Origin of the sequence: Xanthobacter sp. 91, from assembly GCF_000702385.1 — a bacterium.
GTDB classification, from domain to species: domain Bacteria; phylum Pseudomonadota; class Alphaproteobacteria; order Rhizobiales; family Xanthobacteraceae; genus Xanthobacter; species Xanthobacter aminoxidans.
The window spans coordinates 1,829,202-1,847,368 of the sequence record NZ_JNIB01000001.1; the positions used below are offsets into that span (position 1 = coordinate 1,829,202).

Sequence of the window (18,167 nt, forward strand, 5' to 3'; positions counted from 1 at the left end):
GGCAGCAGCTATATCCCCTCCGTCTGGTTTTCGATCAATGTCGCGTTCTTGAAAAATGTCTAAGGTACGCCGACGCGAATCTCATGGGGGATGAAATGGTCAGGGTGTCCCGATACACGCGCCGGCTTGCGGCGCTTGCCGCCGCCACTTTTCTCGGCGCCGCGACGCCGGCTCTGGCGCAGTTCGCCCCCGACCCGTCAGCCGATCCGGCCCTCGTGGCGCGCGGCGAGTACATCGCCAAGGCGGCGGACTGCATGCCCTGCCACACCGGGGACAAGTCCAAGCCCTTCGCCGGCGGCCTCGCGCTGAACACGCCCTTCGGCGCCATCTACTCGCCCAACATCACGTCCGACCGCACCACCGGCATCGGCCTGTGGACCTACGACCAGTTCGTGAACGCGGTGCGCAACGGCATCCGCAAGGACGGGGCCTATCTCTACCCGGCCATGCCGTTCGACGCGTATACCGAGATCACCGACGACGACATGAAGGCTCTGTGGGCCTATGCGCGCGCCATCCCGCCGATCCCGAACACCCCGCCGGACAACCAGCTGGAATTCCCGTTCAACATCCGCCTCGGGATGCTGGCGTGGCGCGAGCTGTTCTTTGACCAGGGCCGCTTCCACCCGACCGCGGGCAAGAGCGCCGAGTGGAACCGCGGCGCCTACCTCGTCAACGCGCTGGGCCATTGCGGCGATTGCCACACCCCGCGCAACCTGATGGGCGCGACCAAGGCCAAGGCCGCCTTCCTCGGCGCCGACATCGACGGCTTCTGGGCGCCCGACATCGACACCGCCTCGCTCAAGAAGACCTGGACGCCGGAGACGCTGACCACTTTCTTCGCCACCGGCTCCGTGCCGGGCAAGACCTCGGTGTTCGGCCCCATGGCCGAGGTGATCCATGATTCCGTGAGCAAGATGACCGCGCAGGACCGTGCCGCGCTCGTCACCTACCTGTTCGATGCGCCGCCCCCGGCCGACAAGCCGGCGGTGCAGAAAGCTTCGCCCCTTTCGGCCGACGTCTATGCGCGGGCGTCCAAGCTCTACATCGACAATTGCGCCGTCTGCCACATGGACAAGGGCGCCGGCCGCACCGACACCATCCCCGCGCTCGCCGGCAACCCGGCCGTGATCGCGGCCGAGCCCTACAACATCATCATGGCGGTGCTGGGCGGCCTGCCGGCGGGCGGTACCTACGGCGCCATGCCCTCCTTCGCCGGCCGGCTCAACGACCAGCAGGTGGCGGACCTCGCCAATTACGTGCGCACCTCGTGGGGCAATGCGGCCGCGCCGAACGTGACCCCCTCCATGGTCGCGGCATGGCGCGCCGCCGCGGCGCCGGACTACGGCACGCAGGCGGCCTCCGCCTTCACCTGCCCCGACGTGGGCGGTGCTCCCGGCTCGGATGGGCCGGATGCGAAGGCGGTTGCCGCGCTCTCGGCCATGATGGCCGGCGGCCAGCGCTCCATTCCCATGATGGTGGACACCTACAAGGCCGCCTCCGGCTCGTCCGGCTCGGGCACGATCGTGGATGCGCTCACCGCCGCCTATTGCCCCGTTGTGGCCAAGAGCAACGCGCCCGACTGGCAGAAGACCGCCGAGCTGCGCCGCTTCACCCTTCAGGCCGCCATGGAAGTGTCGCGCCGCACCATCTCCGGTCCGGTGGACAGCCAGCCCATCGCCTGGGCGCTGCCGGTGGGTCCCGGCCTCGTGCTGAAGGAGCCAGCCAGCCTCGCCGACAAGCTGGCCTGTCCGGCCGATGACGGCAAGGCGGTGCCGACCGACCTCTCGGCGGGGGCGGCCAAGCTGCTCACCGGCGTGAAGCCCCCCATGCAGGGCGCGGCCATCGCCTCCGCAGCGACCACGCTCTACCAGCAGAACCCGAAGGCCCGGCCGTCCGACGTCGCCAACGCCCTCATCGCCTCCTATTGCCGGATCGTGACGGGGGTGAAGACCTCGGTGGCGGAGCAGAACGCACTGCTCAACCAGTTCGCCGGCCAGGCGGTGCAGACGCTCCAGCTGCTGCCGCCGCGCAAGACGGTGGTGGAGGCTGCCCCGGCGGCGGCGGCTCCCGCCAAGAAGAAGTGAGGTGCCGGCCGCCCTCCCGAAGGGCGGCCGTTAACCCTGTTTCATGTGAAACGGCCGCTCCGGAAACCGGGGCGGCCGTTTGCTTTTGTGCCGGAAAATCGGAGCGGGGCGGCGCCGGCGGGCGTCAGTCGTGACTCTGAAGGCCGTCGTGGACGTCGAACACCACGTTGCCCTGCCGCCAGGCGAACGGAGCGCCGGGGGTCTGCACCTTGATCTCGCTCTGGGGAATGAGCTTGTCGCAAAGCATCACCAGAATGTCCTCGAGGGGGGCGGTGGTGTCGTTCTCCTCGGTCATGCGATCGATGGAGATCTCGCCGCCTTCCACGCCGTCGTCCTCGATGTGGACGATGAAAATCTCTTCGTGGCCGTGGATGCCGTGGGCGGTGACGCGGAACGTTTCTCCCTGATACTCAAATTCCCGGACCATTGTTCATTCTCACTGCTGTCATTGAAAAATACGCTGGGACGCAACGGTACTGGCGGGGCAACCCCCAAAAAACGGCGAAATCTAGAATCGTGACTATGGATTGGTCAAGGCCTGATCGGCCCGGGTCAAATTGATGAAATAATAAGCAAAAGATCGGTGCCCGTTATCGCGCCGCCGTTTCCCGGGCACGCACCACCAGTTGCTCCGCCGTGGGCAGGATGCCGGCGACGATGCGGTCCACGCCTTCGGGCGTGGGATGGAGCCCGTCCGGAAGGTTCAGCGCCCGGTCGCCGGCGATGCCTTCGAGGAAGAAGGGATAGAGCAGCACGCCCTCGGCCTCGGCGATGTCCGGGAAGATCCTGTCGAACGCCTCGCGGTAGGGCCGGCCCATGTTGGGCGCCGCCTTCATGCCGGCGAGGAGCACGGTGATGCCGCGCTTGCGCAGCCGCTGGACGATCTCGGTAAGCGCCTTGCGCGTCACCGCCGGGTCGAGCCCGCGCAGCATGTCGTTGGCGCCCAGCTCCACGATCACCGCGTCCGTGCCCTGGGGCACCGACCAGTCGAGGCGGGCGAGGCCCTGGCTCGCGGTCTCGCCGGAGACGCCGGCATTCTCCACCTTCACATCCAGCCCTTTCGCCCTCAGCGCGGCTTCCAGCCGGGCGGGAAAGGCGGCGGTGCGCGGAATGCCGTAGCCGGCGGTCAGGCTGTCGCCGAAGGCGACGATGCGCAGCGGCGCCGCCGCCGCCCCTGACGCGAACGTGAAGACGAGGAAAGCGGCGATCAGCCCCGTCACCGCCTTAAATGACAGGTCCCATGGGGCAACCGGCAGGTCTCTCTTTCCTCCCTGCCCGACCCCACGCAGCACCGGACGCACGGCAAACCCTGGCATGGACGATATTTCCTCTCCGCTTCGCACCATCGCGCTGAAGCATGTGGACCTTTCCCTCGGTACGGGGGCGGCCCGGGTTCATGTCCTGAAGGACATCTCTGTCGAGATCGGGGCAGGCGAGGCGGTGGGCCTCGTCGGGCCGTCGGGGTCCGGCAAATCGACCTTGCTCATGGTGATGGCCGGGCTGGAGCGGGTGGATTCGGGGCAGGTGAGCGTCGCCGGCACCGACATCACGCGCCTCGGCGAGGATCCTCTGGCGCGCTTCCGTGGCCGGCATGTGGGCATCGTCTTCCAGTCCTTCCACCTCATCCCGACCATGACCGCGCTGGAAAACGTGGCGGTGCCGCTGGAACTCGCGGGCCGCGCTGACGCCTTCGACCGCGCGCGGCAGGAACTCGCCAATGTGGGCCTCGCCGAACGGGCGCAGCATTATCCGGGCCAGCTGTCCGGCGGCGAGCAGCAGCGTGTGGCCCTGGCCCGCGCCCTCGCCCCCGAGCCGCCCATCCTCGTCGCCGACGAGCCCACCGGCAATCTGGACGAGGCCACCGGCCGGCAGGTGATGGACCTCATCTTCTCCGTCCACCGCGCCCGCGGCACGACGCTGGTGCTCGTCACCCACGATGCGGCGCTCGCCCGCCGGTGCAGCCGCGTGCTGCGCCTGCGCTCGGGGGTGATCGAGGAGGACAGCAAGTCCGGCCTTGAGGTGGCCGCCCGATGAGCCTTGCTTCTTCGCGGCTCCCCGTGCCGCTGCGTCTCGCCCTGCGTGAACTGCGCGGCGCGCGGCGGGGCTTCGGCATCTTCCTCGGCTGCCTCGTGCTGGGCGTGACCGCCATCGCCGGCATCGGCTCCTTTGCTGGCGCCCTCACCCAGGGGCTGGAGCGGGAGGGCCGCGCCATCCTCGGCGGCGACGCCGGCTTCAGCGTCGTGCAGCGGGAGATGACGGCGGACGAGCGCGCCAGCCTCGACCGCCACGGCACCCTCGGCTCCGTCGCCTTGCTGCGCGCCATGGCCCGGACCGAGGCGGGCGATGCCTCCCTCGCCGAAGTGAAGGCGGTGGACGGCACCTATCCCCTCGTCGGCACGGTCGGGCTCGACCCGCCCATGCCCGTTGCGGACGCATTGAAGGAAAAGAACGGCGTGTTCGGCGCCGCCGCCGATCCGGTGCTGCTCGGCCGGCTCGGCGTGAAGACCGGGGACCGCATCCGGCTGGGCGATGCCACCTTCGAGGTTCGCGCCACGCTCACCAGCGAGCCGGACAAGCTCTCCTCAGGCGTCGGCCTCGGCGCCCGCCTCCTCGTCTCCCAGGCCGCGCTCCCGGCCACCGGCCTCATCCAGCCCGGCAGTCTGGTGCGCTGGAGCTATCGCCTGCTGCTGGACAATCCCGCCCCGGAAAACCTGAAGGCGGTGATGGGGGAGGTGCGCGAGCCCATGGGCCGCGCCGGATTCGAGGTGCGCACCCGCGACGGCGCGACGCCCCAGCTGGCGCGCAATGTGGGGCGCATCAGCCAGTTCCTCACCCTCGTGGCCCTCACTGCGCTGCTGGTGGGCGGGGTGGGCGTCGCCAATGCGGTGTCGAGCCATCTCGCCGGCAAGCTGGAGGTCATCGCCACCCTGAAGGCGGTGGGCGCCACCCGCCGCGACGTCTTCCTCACCTACGGCGCCGAGATCGGCCTCATCTCCGCCTTCGGCATCGTGCTCGGCCTGATTCTGGGTGCGGCGCTACCCTTCGCCGCCACCGCTGCCATCGGCGCGCTCGTGCCGTTTCCGCTCGATCCGCAGCTCGATTGGGCGGCGCTGGCGCGAGCGGCGCTCTACGGGCTGGTGGTTGCCGCCGTGTTTTCGGTGATCCCGCTGGCGCGGGCGCAGGAAGCCCGGGTTTCGGCCCTGTTCCGGGACGGCATCGGCGAGATGCGGCGGCGCATTTCCCTGCCCTATCTGCTGATGGTCGGGGGCCTCGGGGCGGCGCTGGTGGTGCTCGCCCTTCTCACCTCCGACGACAAAAGGGCCGCCGCGATCTTCCTCGCCGCGGCTGCCGCCGTGTTCGTGCTGCTGCGTCTGGTCGCCTCCGGCCTCATGGCCCTTGCCCGGCGGGCGCCCCGGCCGCGCGGCGCGGCGGCGCGCCTCGCCCTCGGCAACATCCACCGGCCCGGCGCGCTCACGCCTTCGGTCGTGCTCTCGCTGGGGCTGGGCCTGTCGCTGCTGGTGGGCATCTCGCTGGTGGACGCGAGCCTCAACCGCGAGCTGAACGGCCCGGTGCGCGAAAACGCGCCGAGCTTCTTCTTCGTCGACGTGCCGAACAGCGAGGAAGCCGAATTCCGCGCCTTCCTCGCCGAGCAGGCGCCGGGGGCGGTGGTGAAGTCCGTGCCCATGCTGCGCGGGCGCATCACCCATGTGAAGGACATCCCCGCGGAAGAAGTGAAGCCCCGCCCCGATGCCGCCTGGGTGCTGCAGAGCGACCGCGGCATCTCCTCCTCCGCCACCGTGCCCGAGGGCTCCACCGTGGTGGCCGGAAAATGGTGGACGGGAGACGAGACCGAGCCCCTCGTTTCCTTCGACAGCGAACTGGCCACCGGCCTCGGCCTCAAGCTCGGCGACACGGTGACGGTGAGCGTGCTGGGCCGCAGCGTCACCGCCCGCATCGCCAACATGCGACAGGTGAAGTGGGAGCGGCTCGGCATCAATTTCGTCATGGTGTTCTCGCCCGCGACCTTCGCCGGCGCGCCCTATACGGTGCTCGCCACCCTCGCCTTCCCGGATGGCGGCGACACGGCGCGGGAGATCGCGCTGCTGAAAGCCATGGCCGCGCGCTTCCCCGCCATCACCACGGTGCGGGTGAAGGAGACGCTGGAGGAGGCGCAGCGGATGCTGGACAACCTCTCCCTCGGCATCCGCGCAGCCAGCCTCGTCACCCTCATCACCTCCGTCCTGGTGCTCGCCGGGGCGCTCGCCGCCGGGCGTGAACGGCGCATCTATGATGCGGTGATCCTCAAGACGCTGGGCGCCACCCGTGGCCGGCTGACCCTCGCCTATGGCCTCGAATACGCTGGCCTCGGCCTCGCCACCGCCATCGTCGCGGCTGCGGCGGGCACGGCGGCGGCCTGGGGTGTGGTGACGCAGGTGATGGACATCCCCTTCACCTTCGCCCCCCTTCCCGCCTTCGGCGCGGTGGTGGCGGCGCTGGCGGTGACGCTGGTGGTCGGGCTGCTGGGTACCCTTCGGGCACTTTCGGCGCCCCCTGCGCGGGTGCTTCGACACCTTTAGCCAAGTATTTGACGGTACGTTATTCTTCGCCGGCTCCACGAAATATTTACCGGCATTCGTGGAGGAATGGTACCAAACTGCACCGCGCCGACGCCTCGCGAATCGGCGCGGCCCCGGATGCGCGCCGCTTCCGGCACGATCCCGGACAGACCGGCCGGCACTCCGCCGGACCGCACAGGGAGCAAAAGAACATGCGCTCTTTCCGTCAGTTCGCCCTCGCCTCGGCGACGGCCGTGACCCTCGGCACGGTCTTCGCGGGTGGCATCGCGGCCGCCCAGCCGGCGCCCGCCGCTCCCACCGACGCCGCGCCCTACACGGCCGAAGACGCCGCGGCCGTGCTCGACGCCCGCCTCGCCGCGCTCAAGACCGTGCTGCGCCTGACCCCCGACCAGGAGAAGCTCTGGCCGCCGGTGGAAGCCTCCATCCGCGACGCGGTGAAGGGCGCCATCGAACGCCGCGAGAAGCGCCTCTCCGCCCCGCCGCCGGCCACCGTGCTGGACGTGCTCGCCAACGTCGCCACCGCCGAACAGGCCCGCGGCAAGGCGCTCGCCAACTTCGTCGAGGCGGCCAAGCCCTTCGTCGCCTCGCTGACCCCGGCCCAGCGCAACCGCATCCCCACCTTCCTCGGGGTGCATGACAATGGCCAGCAGCCCAACACCTCCGAGCTGTGGATCTTCGAGGAGGAGGAGTGATGCGCGCGCTGACCCTTCTCGCCCTCGCCGCCCCGGCGCTCGGCGCCCTCGCCGCGCCGGCGGCCGCCTTCCCGCTGCCGCAGGCGCCTGAGGTCGCGACCGTCCAGACCGTGGCTGGCGGCTGCGGCGTCGGCTTCCATCGCGGCCCGTGGGGCGGCTGTCGCGGCAATGGCGCGGTGTATGTGGCCCCGCACGCGGTCGTCGTGGCGCCCCGTCCGGTCGTCGTCGCGCCCGGTCCGGCAGTGGTCGTGCCCGCGCGTCACTGCTGGTGGCGGGCCGGACCCTACGGCTCGGTCCGCGTCTGCAACTGAAGCGCGGCTGAAGCGTTTCCCCAGGGCGGCGGCTGGACCGCCGCCCTGTCCATCGCGTCGTAAAACGGCGGCGGGCACGCCGCTTCGCTCTCGGCAACAGGAGAGACATCATGCGCAAACAGATCCTGATCGCCGCCGCCGCGGCGGGCTTTCTCGGGCTCGGCACCGGCGTCGCCGCCGCCTTCCCGGCGCCCCAGCCGCTCGATCGGCTCGCGACGGTCCAGACGGTCGCCGGCGGCTGCGGCATCGGCTGGCACCGTGGCCCCTGGGGCGGCTGTCGTCCGAACTACTGGCGGCCCTATTGGGGGCCGGCGCGCTATTGCTGGTGGCGTCCCGGCCCGTGGGGCCCCGTGCGCGTCTGCCGCTGAGGCAGACCTCCTCCTAACCTCGGTGCAAGTCCACCTCTTCCGGCCCGGTGCGACCACAGGGCGGCCGTCGAACGCTTGATCGGACGGCGCCGCCGTGCAAGCACGGAAAAAACGGCAGGGGAGCGCCATCATGACCAAAGGCGAGGCGGATCTCGTCATCGGCGAAGGGCGGGCGCTCGGCGCCCACCCCTTGCGTGCGGCCATCCTGAGGGAACTGCATGCGCGCCCCTTCGTGCCGGTTTCGGCACCGCGCCGCATGCTCCATGCCGCCTTCCTGCTGGATGCGGCGGGTGCCCAGTCCGACCGCGCCGCGCTCGCGGCGCTGTGCAACGCCCGCGGGCTGCCGGCCCCGGCACCGGGGGCGAAATATCATCACGTCTCCTTCGGCGGCGCCGAGCTGCGCTGGGAAAGCCACGCGGAATTCTGCACCTACACCTGGGACCTGCCCTCCCTTGACCTTGCGGCGGGGGGCCTGCCGTTCCAGCCGCCGGCGACCACCCTCGCCAGCCCCTTCGGCGAAGTGCCGCAGCCCGGTCCGCTGCTGGTGGCGGTGGATCTGCACCTCCTGCGGGACACCGCCGAGGACTTCTTCCTCGAAAAGGTGTTCGACCGCTCCAGCCTCGCCCGCGCGGACGTGAGCGACGGCTTCGCCGAGATCGCCACCGACTTCATGGCCGATCCCTCCGGCTTCGTGCGCATCCTGGTGCGCGACCGCGGCCTCGGCGCCGATGCGTGTGGCGCGCTGGTGCAGCGGGTGCTGGAGATCGAGACCTACCGCACCCTCGCCCTTCTCGGCCTCCCGGAGGCGCAGCGCCTCGCGCCCGAGGTGGCGCGCATCGAGCAGCGGCTCGCCGGCTCGGCGACCGAGATGATGTCGGCCAAGGGCCTTTCCGACAACAACCGCCTGCTGGACGAACTGGTGGCGCTCGCCGCCGAGCTTGAGGCGGGCGCCACCGCCTCCCTGTTCCGGTTCGGCGCCAGCCGCGCCTACATGGAGATCGTGCGGCTGCGCCTCGCCACCATCCGCGAGATGTCGGTGCCGGGCTTTCCCACCTGGCAGCAGTTCCTCGACCGCCGCATGGCGCCGGCCATGCGCACCTGCTTCACGCTGGAGGAGCGGCAGGACAAGATCGCCCAGAAGCTCGCCAACGCCGCCGACCTGCTGCGCACCCGCGTGGACGTGGAGCTGGAGCAGCAGAACCGCGACCTGCTCACCTCCATGAACGACCGCACCCGCCTGCAGCTACGCCTGCAGCGGACGGTCGAGGGCCTGTCCGTCGCGGCGATTTCCTATTATGTCGTCAGCCTCGTGCACCACCTCGCCGATGGCATCCACGAGAGCGGCGTCGACGCCAGGATGCTCGGCATCCACATCGACGTGGGGCTGGTGACGGCGGCCGCCGTGCCGCTGGCGCTCCTGGGCGTGTGGTCCGTGGTGCGACGCATCCGCAGCGCCCACGGCGACGGGGATTGAACGACGGGGATCCAAAAGAGGTTAGGGGGAGGGCTGATGGACCACGAGGTCGAATACAACAACCGTGCCCGCGTGCCGGACCATCCCGCCATCTTCGAGCGCTGGGCGCACAGCTCGGCCGCCATGCGCGGGGCAGCGGTGGCGGCTGACCTCGGCGTACCCTACGGCTCCGGCCCGCGGCAGATCCTCGACATCATCTGGCCGGGTACCGACCGGCAGGCGCCGGTGGTGCTGTTCCTCCACGGCGGCTACTTCCAGTCCCTGCACCCGCGGGACTTCACCTTTGCCGCGGCCGGGTGCCTCGCCCATGGCGTCGCCATGGCGTTCGCCGGCTATGACCTCGCGCCGCTGGTGCCGGTGGGCACCATCCTCGCCCAGGCGCGGGCCGCGGCGATTACCCTCTACCGCCTCGTCGGCCGGCCGCTGGTGGTGTGCGGCCATTCCGCCGGCGGCCACCTTGCCGCAGCGCTGGCCGCCACCTCCTGGCGGGAGATCGATGTGGATACGCCGGACAATCTGATCCCGTCCGGTCTCGGCATCTCCGGCGTCTATGAGCTTGAGCCGCTCGTCCCCACCTCCATGAACAAGGCGCTGCGCCTCGATGCGGAGGAGGCCCGGCGCCTCTCCCCCGCCTCCTGGCCGGTGCCGGCGGGACGCAGCTTCGACGCCTTCGTCGGCGGGGCCGAGAGCGCGGAATTCCTGCGGCAGGCCCATGACCTCGCCGCGAGCTGGCGCGCCAAGGGCGTGGCCGCGCAGGCCTTCGACGTGCCGGGCGCGAACCACTTCACGGTGGTGGATACGCTCGCTGATCCCTCCTCGCACATGGTGCGCCGGCTGGTGGAGATGGCCCGCGCCATCTCCCAGTGACCGGAACACGACACGCCAGAACGGACCTTTCATGCAGCCCATCCAGATTGCCGTCGTGCCGGTCACGCCGTTCGAGCAGAACTGCTCCATCCTGTGGTGCACCAAGACCATGAAGGGCGCGGTGATCGACCCCGGTGGCGATCTCGACCGCATCCGCGCCGCCATCGCCGAGACCGGCGTGACCATCGAGAAGATCCTGCTCACCCACGGGCATGTGGATCACGCCGCCGGAGCGGCGGAACTGGCGGAAAGCCTCGGCGTGAAGGTGGAAGGCCCGGGCGCGGCGGACCAGTTCATCATCGATGACATCCCGCGCATGGCCGAGAAATACGGCATCGAGGGCGCCCGTTCGGTGACGCCGGATCTCTATTTGAAAGAAGGCGACACGGTGAGCGTGGGCGACGTGTCGCTGGAGGTGCTGCACGTGCCGGGGCATACGCCGGGACACATGGTGTTCGTCCACCGCCCGGTGGGCCTCGCGATCGTCGGCGATACCTTGTTCCGGGGTTCGGTGGGGCGCACGGACTTCCCCTATGGCGATCCCGATCTGCTCATCAAGGGCATCAAGGAAAAGCTGCTACCGCTCGGCGACAATATGGTCTGCCTTCCCGGTCATGGTCCTGTCACGAGCATCGGCGACGAGAAGGCGCATAATCCCTTCCTGCGCTGACCATCCCAGCACCCACTCTTCAGGAGACCGCCCGTGACTGCCGCCCGGCGCTACGCCGTCTACCTCGCCCCGCCCTCCGATGGCGCCCTCTGGCGCTTCGGCTCGGCGGCGCTCGGCTATGACGCGGAGACGGGCGCCGCGCTGGCTGCTCCCGACATCGCCGGCTTCGACGCGGCGGCCTGGCATCAGGCGACCGCCGAGCCCCGACGCTATGGCTTCCACGGCACGCTGAAGGCGCCGTTCCGGCTCGCGGACGGCGCGTCTGAGGACGATCTGGTCCAACTGATGGCCCGCTGCGCCGCCGGCCATCATGCCTTCGAGATGCCGCCGCTGGAGGTCCGCGCCATCGGGCCGTTCGTGGCGCTGGTGCCGGCGGTTCCATCGCCCAAGCTCGAAGACCTCGCGCGCTCGGCGGTGCTGGAGCTGGATGGCCTGCGCGCCCCGCTCTCGGCCTCGGAGATCGCGCGGCGCAGGCCCGACCGGCTCTCGGCCCGCCAGCTCGGCTATCTGGAAACCTATGGCTACCCTTACGTGCTCGACGAGTTCCGCTTCCACATGACGCTGACCGGTCCGCTGCCGGAGCCGGAGCGGGTTCAGGCGCTGAACGCACTCACCGCCGCCTTCGCCGCCAGCGGCGCGGACGTGCCGGCGACGATCACGGACACGGCGCTCTACGTGCAGGAGCCCGGGGCGCCGCAGTTCCGGCTCCTGCGGCGGTATCCGCTGGGAGCCACCCAATGAAGCAGCTCGGTGAGACACCGCTCATCGATCCCACGGCGCAGGTCCGCGCCTCCACCCTCGGCCGCTACACCGAGGTCGGTCCGCGCACCAAGCTGCTCGAAGTGGAGATGGGCGATTACTCCTACGTGGTGAACGATTCCGACATCGCTTATGCGCGCATCGGCAAGTTCTGCTCCATCGCCGCCATGACCCGCCTCAATCCCGGTAACCACCCGACGTGGCGGGCCTCCCAATCCCATTTCCTCTATCGCGCCTCCGCCTATTTCCCCGGCGAGGAAGACGAGACGGATTTCTTCCAGTGGCGGCGCGACCAGCAGCTCACCATGGGCCATGACGTGTGGATCGGCCACGGCGCGGTGGTGCTGGCCGGCCGCAGCATCGGCACCGGGGCCGTGGTGGCGGCGGGCGCGGTGGTGTCGAAAGACGTGCCCGCTTATGCCATCGTCGCCGGCGTGCCGGCGCGCCTTGTGAAGTGGCGGTTTCCCGAGGAGATCGCCGCGCGCCTTCAGGCGCTCGGCTGGTGGGACTGGACCCACGCGCAGCTCCGCGCCGCCTTGCCGGATTTCCGCAGCCTCCCCATCGAGGCCTTCCTCGAGAAATACGAGGGCTGAAGGCCGCGCCTTTGGCCAACCCGATACCGCCGCCGCCCCACCGCTCCCCTTCGGCGCGGAAGGGTGCTAATCATCGCCGATGATGCGTTCTCCGGTGAACAAGACTCCCGCCGACGGCGATCCCGAGGGTCCCGGCGGTTCCGACATGCCGCCCGTCCCCCATATCCATCCCGCGTCCGTGGTCTCGGCGCTGGCGACCCTCGATGCCGAAAAGGCCGGGCTCGAGGCCCTGGCCAAGGCCATGGCCGGCCCGCTCGGCGCCGCCTTCGACGTGGCGGTGGCGACCATCCAGAATTCCCATGGCCGGGTCATCATCACCGGCATGGGCAAGAGCGGGCACGTGGCGCGCAAGATCGCCGCGACGCTCGCCTCCACCGGCACGCCGGCCCACTATGTCCATCCCGCCGAGGCCAGCCACGGCGACCTCGGCATGATCACCACCGACGACGTGATCGTCGCTTTGTCGTGGTCCGGCGAGACGGTGGAACTGCGCGACCTCGTGGAATATTCGCGCCGCTTCGACGTGCCGCTGATCGCCTTCACGTCCAATCCCACCAGCGCCCTCGCCTCCTCGGCCAGCGTGGTGCTGAACCTGCCGGTGGCGCAGGAGGCTTGCCCGCACGGGCTCGCCCCCACCACCTCCACCCTCATGCAGCTGGCGCTGGGCGATGCGCTGGCGGTGGCGCTGTTGCAGAGCCGCGGCTTCACCGCGCTCGATTTCCGCCAGCTCCATCCCGGCGGCAAGCTGGGCGCCAGCCTGAAATTCGTGCGCGACGTGATGCGCGCGGGAGAGGCCCTGCCGCTGGTGCAGAGCGGCACCAAGATGGGCGCGGCGCTGGTGGAGATGAGCGCCAAGGGTCTCGGCTGCGTCGGCGTGGTGGCTCAGGACGGGGCGCTCGCCGGCATCGTCACCGACGGTGACCTGCGCCGCCACATGGCCAACGACCTCGCCGCCCGCACGGTGGACGAGATCATGACCCCGGCGCCCCGCACGGTGCGGCCGGACCAGCTCGCCTCCGAGGCGCTGAACATCCTGAACGCGCGCAAGATCACCGCGCTGCTGGTGGTGGAGGACAGGGCGCCGGTGGGCGTGCTGCACATCCACGATCTGCTGCTCACCGGCATCGCCTGACCGAACGGGCACGCGCCCGTTCAAGCCCGCGCGGCGATTGAGCGAAGCAATATACCGCCTCGCTCAGGCCACCGGGATCGCCTTGTCCGGCCGGGTGGCGATGAGGTTGCGCAGGGTGAGCAGGGTCGAGGCATCCGCCACCCCATCCACCTGCGAGGGGCGGAAATGGCGCTGGAAGGCGGCCACAACCTCGGCGGTCGCGGCGTCATACGCGTCATCGAGAGCAATGCCGTAGCCATACCACGCCAGCATGGCCTTCAGCGCCGCCACCGGCTCCCCCGCATCGCCCGGCATGAAGAACCGCCCCCCGGTGATGTGCGCTTCCGGGACCAGATGGCCGACGCCCGCCACGTGCAGTGCCTGCCACGGAAACCGCTCGCCGGGATCGCGCTTGCGCGCCGGGGCGATGTCCGAATGGGCGAGCACCCGGTCTGCGCGGATGGCGTGGCGGGCAATGATGTCCTGGGACAGGGCGATCACCCGCGCGATCTGCACGTCCGGGAAGGGCGGCAGGCCGAAATCGTGGCCGCCATTGACGATCTCGATGCCGATAGAGCGGGAATTGGTATCGGTGATGCCTTCCCACGAGGACAGCCCCGCGTGCCAGGCCCGCGCGCCCTCCGCCACCATCTGCACGATGCTGCCGTCCTCCCGGATGACATAATGGCAGGAGACCTCGGCCGCCGGCGTCCGCAGCAGCTCGATGGCCGCATCGGCGCTGCCCATGCCAGTGTAGTGCAGGACCAGCATGTCGATGCTTGAGCGGCGCTCGCCGAAGTTCGGGGAGGGAACAAGCGTATCCACCAGCGCCGAATCGGAGGCGACAAGTTCGGGGGAAGCGGGCGCGTCCATCACAGGCCCCTCTGTCGGGCGATGGTGGAATAGGCGGCATTGAGCGCCGCCACCCGATCGTTGGCGAGCTTGATGGCGGCGGGTGGCAGGCCACGGCCGGCGAGCCGGTCGGGATGGTGGGTCGAGACCAGCGCGCGCCAGTGCGCCTTCACCTCGTCATCGCTGGCGCCGGGGTCGAGATCGAGCACGGCATAGGGATCGCCCGGGCGCCGCACATGGCGCGCCTCGATGCGCTCATAGGCCAGCCCCTCGAAGCCGAGGATGCGGGCGACCTCGGCGAGGAAGACGAGCTCCTTCTCGTGCAAGGCATGGTCCGCCTTCGCCACGTGGAACAGCGCGTCCATGAGGTCTTCCCGCGTGTCCGGCGCGTCGGCGAACAGGTCCGCGACCTGATGGGCGTAGGCCTCGAAGCCGGCGGTATCCTGTTTGGCGAGATTGTAGAGGCGCGCCACCGCGTCGAGATCCTCGGGCGGGATGTCGAACACCTCGCGGAAGGCCTCCACCTCCGCCGGCACCACCACGCCGTCGGCCTTGGCCATCTTGGCGGACAGCGCAATGAGGGCGATGGAGAAGGCAGCAGGCTTGGGCGCGGGAGCGAGCAGAACGCGGTCGATCACATGGCCCGCCAATGCCCCGAGCAGGGCGCCGAGCGGCCCCCCCAGCGCAAATCCCACACCTGCCCCGCCGATGAGACCGTAAGCCACCTGATCCTCCGCATCCGCTCCGGCGGAGCTAGAGCAGGGATGCGGCGCCGGCAAGGCGAGCGAGGGGGCCTGCGCTGCGGGATTCCTGAAACGTTGCGGCTCAGCTCCCGTTGCCCGGGAAGGTCCGGGCGAAGATCTTGCCCTCCGTGTCCTCGGCGCGGACCGAGACGGGGGCTGCGGAGGGGGTGAAGCTGAAGCGGAAGGTGGGGTCCTCGCTGATGGAGATGCCGCCCTCCATGGCGAAGATGAGCTTGGCGCCCTGCTTCACCTGAACCTCGCGCACGAACCAGGCCGGCGTGTAGCCGCGCGTCGCCTCGTCCATCTGCAGGCCGGAGAAATTGGGATGGCGGATCTGCACCTGCGCCTCCGGGCGGCCGGAATCGGCGAAGGAGCGGAATCGGATTTCCCCGAGCTTGGCGATGCTCTCCGCCGTGTCCTTGGTGGCCGGCGCGGAGCAGCCGCCCGCTGCCTTCACATAGGCCTTCGTCATGATAAGGGCACCGTCGCTGGTCTCGGCCACGGCGCGCACCCAGCTGTAGGAATTCACCCGCACCCGTACGGAGAGCGAGAAAGTGCGGATGCCGTCGCCGAAGGCGAATCTGCCGGCCACAGGCGACGGGTTCTCGTCGATGATGAGCGTCACAGCCTTCAGCGTGCGCGGATCGTCCTTGGGCAGTTCGAGCGCGAGGGTGAGGGGCACGAGGGCAGCATCCTCCGCCCGGCCAGGTGCGTCGATCCGCACCGCATTGCCGGCGTCGGTGATCTTGGCCGAAGGGAAGATGTCGCCGCGAATGGACGACCATGTGGCTTCCGGCCTGTCAGGGTCGGCCTGCGCGGACTCGGCGGCGGCGGGGCTGGCCAGCATCCCGGCCAACGGCATTGCGGAGATCAGAGCTGCGAGCACGGCTCCCGTGGTGCCGGCGGAACAGCGCAGGGATAAGCGCTTCATGGCATTGCCTCCCAAGAGTCGGTCATGGCCGTGTCGGCCTTATTGTCCGCGCCGCGTCTGCCGGCGACGCACGGGTCGGGTTCCGCCTAGGGGCGCGGCTGCGCCGCTTCCAGCGGAAGCCCGGCTTCGCCCCAGCCGTCCACGCCGGTGGGAAACCAGGATACGTCCGTGTAGCCATAGGCGAGGGCGCGCTTGGCGGCGTTCCACGACATCCAGCAATCACGCTGGCAGAAAATCACAAGCGGCGCATTCACATCGCCGCGGGTGACGGCGGAAAGGCCGGCGCGGAAATAGCTTTCGGTCTCCGCATTGAGCGCGCCGAAACCCACATTGGGCAGCCACATGGCACCCGGAATGGTGGAGTGGGGCTGGTCCCGCCACAGCGTTCCCGCCGGCAGGCCCGCCGGCTTGGGCGGGCGCGGCAGCACGTCCACGAAGGCGGCTCCGCCCTTGCGCCACAGCTCGGCCGCAGCGGCAGCATCGAGCACGCGGGCGCCATGGAGTGTCGCCGGCACCGGCGCACGATAGGCATCCAGCCGGTAGCCCTCGGGCTCTGCCGGTGGAGCCGCAGTCGGGGCGGAAGGCGCCGAAGGTGCGGCGACGGGCTGAGCAAGGGCCGGCATCACCAGCAGGCAGAGCCCGCCCAGCACAGCGATCGCAAGGTGGCTGCTCCGGCCCGCTCCCTGCATCGTCCGGCTCACTGGCCCGGCGTCCCGGCGTGCGGCGCGATGGGCTGGCCGTCCTCGTCCAGAAGCGGGACGTGATAGGCGACGAGCACCTTCTCGATGTCGTCGGCGCGCTTGCGCAGCACGGTGTTGAGCGTCTGTTTCCAGATGTGGTCGGTGGGGCGGACACCCATGGTGATTCGGTAGGCCAGCGCCGGGCGCGGCGCCTCCTTCACCAGCGGGATCACCTTGAGCGGCGTCGCTGACCGCGCCGCGAAATAGCCGGCCGAGGGCCCCCAGAGCAGGCCGCCGTCGATCTCGCCGGCATTGAGGCTCGCAAGCATCTCCTCGGCCGGGGAGGCATAGCGCCGGTCCACGAGGAGCGAATAGGTGCGGGCATTGCCTATGAGCCCCAGTTCAAGAAGGTGGTCGGCCGGCGGGGTCGCGGCGATGACGCCGAGCTTCGCCGTCTTGAGCTTCGGATCGGACAACTGGGTCACGCCGTCGAGCGGACCGCCGGCCTTCACCACCAGCACGAACACCGATTCGTAATAGGGGTTGGTGTGCAGGACGAGGTCGGCACCGGCCACATAGCCGATGATGACGTCGCACAGGCGACGGCCCAGCGAGTTGCGCACGAAACCGGGGCCCTGCGGCATCAGATAATAGCGCAGGGGCAGCTTGAGCTCGTCGGCGACGATGGCCGCGATCTTGTTCTCGAATCCCTCACCGGCGGAATTCGAGAAGGGCATGTTGGCGGGATCGGCGCACACCCGGAGGGCATCCGCCGAGACCTGGTCGGGAATCTGCTGCCCACCGGCCCCCGAAGGGCTGAGCAGCAGGATGGCGGCGAGGGCTGCCGTCGCGAGCGACGCCAGCAGGGGCGCGAACCGTTCCCTACTCGCCGAGGCAGGCCTTCTCGGCATCGGCAATCTCCTTCGACTTGTCGTCCCGCTTGGCGGGGCGGACGCGGCCCAGAGCGTCGGTGGAGCGTGCGCGCAGATAGACGTAGAGGTCGTCGAGGTAGCACATCACGTTCTTGTTCAGGCCAAACGACGGCATCACCCGGTCGTTGCCGTTGCTCAGGTTCTGGCGGCCGCCGACGACCACTTCGCTGAACTGGTCGAAGTTCATCGTCTTCAGCGAGTCGGCGAGGGCCGGGGCGTAGGTGGAGCCCATGCCGTCCGGGCCGTGGCAGACGTGGCACTCGGCGTGGTAGCGGCGGTAGCCGGAATAGGTCAGCCAGTCCACCTGGCCATCGGGCTTGATGTTGTAGGTGGGCGCGCCGTCGACATCGTAATAGCGGCCGCCTTCCTCCTTCACCGGCTTGGGGTCCGCCGGCTTGGTGGTCTCGGCGCGCGAGGCGGTGCTGCCGAGGGCGAGCGAGAAGGCGGCGAGGAAGAATGCGCCGGCGCGGGTCAGGGTGAGCGAGGAAACCACACGATCTCTCCAAAACGACTGACGAAG

At 69.7% G+C, this 18,167-nt stretch carries 20 protein-coding genes; 12 read left to right on the top strand and 8 right to left on the bottom strand.

All coding sequences use genetic code 11. The annotated features are described in order from the left end of the window. Positions 1-95 precede the first annotated feature (95 nt). Complete coding sequence (locus A37E_RS0108760; RefSeq protein WP_029556251.1) at positions 96-2,087, top strand: c-type cytochrome; 1,992 nt, start codon at positions 96-98, stop codon at positions 2,085-2,087. Positions 2,088-2,211: 124 nt separating this feature from the next. Here the strand turns inward: A37E_RS0108760 and A37E_RS0108765 are convergent, their stop codons facing one another. Both A37E_RS0108765 and A37E_RS0108770 read right to left on the bottom strand, forming a co-directional pair. After that, positions 2,212-2,514: a hypothetical protein gene (locus tag A37E_RS0108765; protein WP_029556252.1), complete on the bottom strand. Its 303-nt coding sequence runs from the start codon at positions 2,512-2,514 to the stop codon at positions 2,212-2,214. Between the two features lie 163 nt (positions 2,515-2,677). Further along, entirely contained in the window at positions 2,678-3,403 is a 726-nt protein-coding gene (locus A37E_RS0108770; protein WP_081837521.1) for an arylesterase, read from the bottom strand. On the opposite strand from A37E_RS0108770, the gene A37E_RS0108775 reads away from it, so the two are divergent. The 11 genes from A37E_RS0108775 (at position 3,402) to A37E_RS0108825 (ending at position 13,530) form a co-directional block, all read left to right on the top strand. Next, positions 3,402-4,121, top strand: a complete 720-nt coding sequence (locus A37E_RS0108775; RefSeq protein WP_029556254.1) for an ABC transporter ATP-binding protein — start codon at positions 3,402-3,404, stop codon at positions 4,119-4,121. The genes A37E_RS0108770 and A37E_RS0108775 overlap by 2 nt on opposite strands. After that, positions 4,118-6,664, top strand: a complete 2,547-nt coding sequence (locus tag A37E_RS0108780) for an FtsX-like permease family protein (protein ID WP_029556255.1) — start codon at positions 4,118-4,120, stop codon at positions 6,662-6,664. Before A37E_RS0108775 ends, A37E_RS0108780 begins: the two co-directional genes overlap by 4 nt. 191 nt (positions 6,665-6,855) lie before the next feature. Continuing rightward, positions 6,856-7,356: a Spy/CpxP family protein refolding chaperone gene (locus A37E_RS0108785; RefSeq protein ID WP_051678891.1), complete on the top strand. Its 501-nt coding sequence runs from the start codon at positions 6,856-6,858 to the stop codon at positions 7,354-7,356. Beyond that, the gene (locus A37E_RS27170) at positions 7,356-7,667 is read left to right on the top strand and encodes a hypothetical protein (RefSeq protein ID WP_038192807.1); all 312 of its coding nucleotides are present in this window, start codon (positions 7,356-7,358) and stop codon (positions 7,665-7,667) included. Before A37E_RS0108785 ends, A37E_RS27170 begins: the two co-directional genes overlap by 1 nt. Positions 7,668-7,777: 110 nt before the next feature. Then, entirely contained in the window at positions 7,778-8,035 is a 258-nt protein-coding gene (locus tag A37E_RS0108795) for a hypothetical protein (protein WP_029556258.1), read from the top strand. 130 nt (positions 8,036-8,165) lie between these two features. Then, on the top strand, positions 8,166-9,509 hold the full coding sequence (locus tag A37E_RS0108800; protein ID WP_029556259.1) for a DUF3422 domain-containing protein: 1,344 nt from the start codon (positions 8,166-8,168) through the stop codon (positions 9,507-9,509). Positions 9,510-9,545: 36 nt separating this feature from the next. After that, positions 9,546-10,376, top strand: coding sequence for an alpha/beta hydrolase (locus A37E_RS0108805; RefSeq protein ID WP_029556260.1), 831 nt, complete (start codon positions 9,546-9,548; stop codon positions 10,374-10,376). A 31-nt stretch (positions 10,377-10,407) separates the two neighbouring features. After that, a complete protein-coding gene (locus tag A37E_RS0108810; RefSeq protein ID WP_029556261.1) occupies positions 10,408-11,046 on the top strand; it encodes an MBL fold metallo-hydrolase in 639 nt (212 codons plus the stop codon). A 33-nt stretch (positions 11,047-11,079) separates the two neighbouring features. Further along, positions 11,080-11,787, top strand: coding sequence for a DUF1045 domain-containing protein (locus A37E_RS0108815; protein ID WP_029556262.1), 708 nt, complete (start codon positions 11,080-11,082; stop codon positions 11,785-11,787). Then, positions 11,784-12,398, top strand: coding sequence for a chloramphenicol acetyltransferase (locus A37E_RS0108820; protein WP_029556263.1), 615 nt, complete (start codon positions 11,784-11,786; stop codon positions 12,396-12,398). Before A37E_RS0108815 ends, A37E_RS0108820 begins: the two co-directional genes overlap by 4 nt. A gap of 145 nt (positions 12,399-12,543) precedes the next feature. Then, a complete protein-coding gene (locus A37E_RS0108825) occupies positions 12,544-13,530 on the top strand; it encodes a KpsF/GutQ family sugar-phosphate isomerase (protein ID WP_029556264.1) in 987 nt (328 codons plus the stop codon). 63 nt (positions 13,531-13,593) lie between these two features. Here A37E_RS0108825 and A37E_RS0108830 read toward each other — a convergent pair whose 3' ends face one another. The 6 genes from A37E_RS0108830 to A37E_RS0108855 form a co-directional block, all read right to left on the bottom strand. Beyond that, positions 13,594-14,382 carry an N-acetylmuramoyl-L-alanine amidase gene (locus tag A37E_RS0108830; protein ID WP_029556265.1) on the bottom strand — a complete coding sequence of 263 codons (789 nt, stop codon included), beginning with the start codon at positions 14,380-14,382 and terminating at the stop codon, positions 13,594-13,596. Continuing rightward, positions 14,382-15,086 (bottom strand): molecular chaperone DjiA, encoded by a 705-nt coding sequence (locus A37E_RS0108835; RefSeq protein ID WP_029556266.1) that lies wholly within the window; start codon positions 15,084-15,086, stop codon positions 14,382-14,384. The genes A37E_RS0108830 and A37E_RS0108835 overlap by 1 nt, the downstream gene beginning before the upstream one ends. A 100-nt stretch (positions 15,087-15,186) precedes the next feature. Beyond that, positions 15,187-16,035, bottom strand: a complete 849-nt coding sequence (locus A37E_RS0108840; RefSeq protein WP_051678892.1) for a quinoprotein dehydrogenase-associated SoxYZ-like carrier — start codon at positions 16,033-16,035, stop codon at positions 15,187-15,189. A gap of 86 nt (positions 16,036-16,121) precedes the next feature. Next, a complete protein-coding gene (locus A37E_RS0108845; protein ID WP_029556268.1) occupies positions 16,122-16,658 on the bottom strand; it encodes a PQQ-dependent catabolism-associated CXXCW motif protein in 537 nt (178 codons plus the stop codon). 74 nt (positions 16,659-16,732) lie between these two features. After that, positions 16,733-17,626: a substrate-binding domain-containing protein gene (locus A37E_RS0108850; protein ID WP_051678893.1), complete on the bottom strand. Its 894-nt coding sequence runs from the start codon at positions 17,624-17,626 to the stop codon at positions 16,733-16,735. Continuing rightward, positions 17,598-18,023: a c-type cytochrome, methanol metabolism-related gene (locus tag A37E_RS0108855; RefSeq protein WP_051460704.1), complete on the bottom strand. Its 426-nt coding sequence runs from the start codon at positions 18,021-18,023 to the stop codon at positions 17,598-17,600. Before A37E_RS0108855 ends, A37E_RS0108850 begins: the two co-directional genes overlap by 29 nt. Between the last annotated feature and the right edge of the window lie 144 nt (positions 18,024-18,167).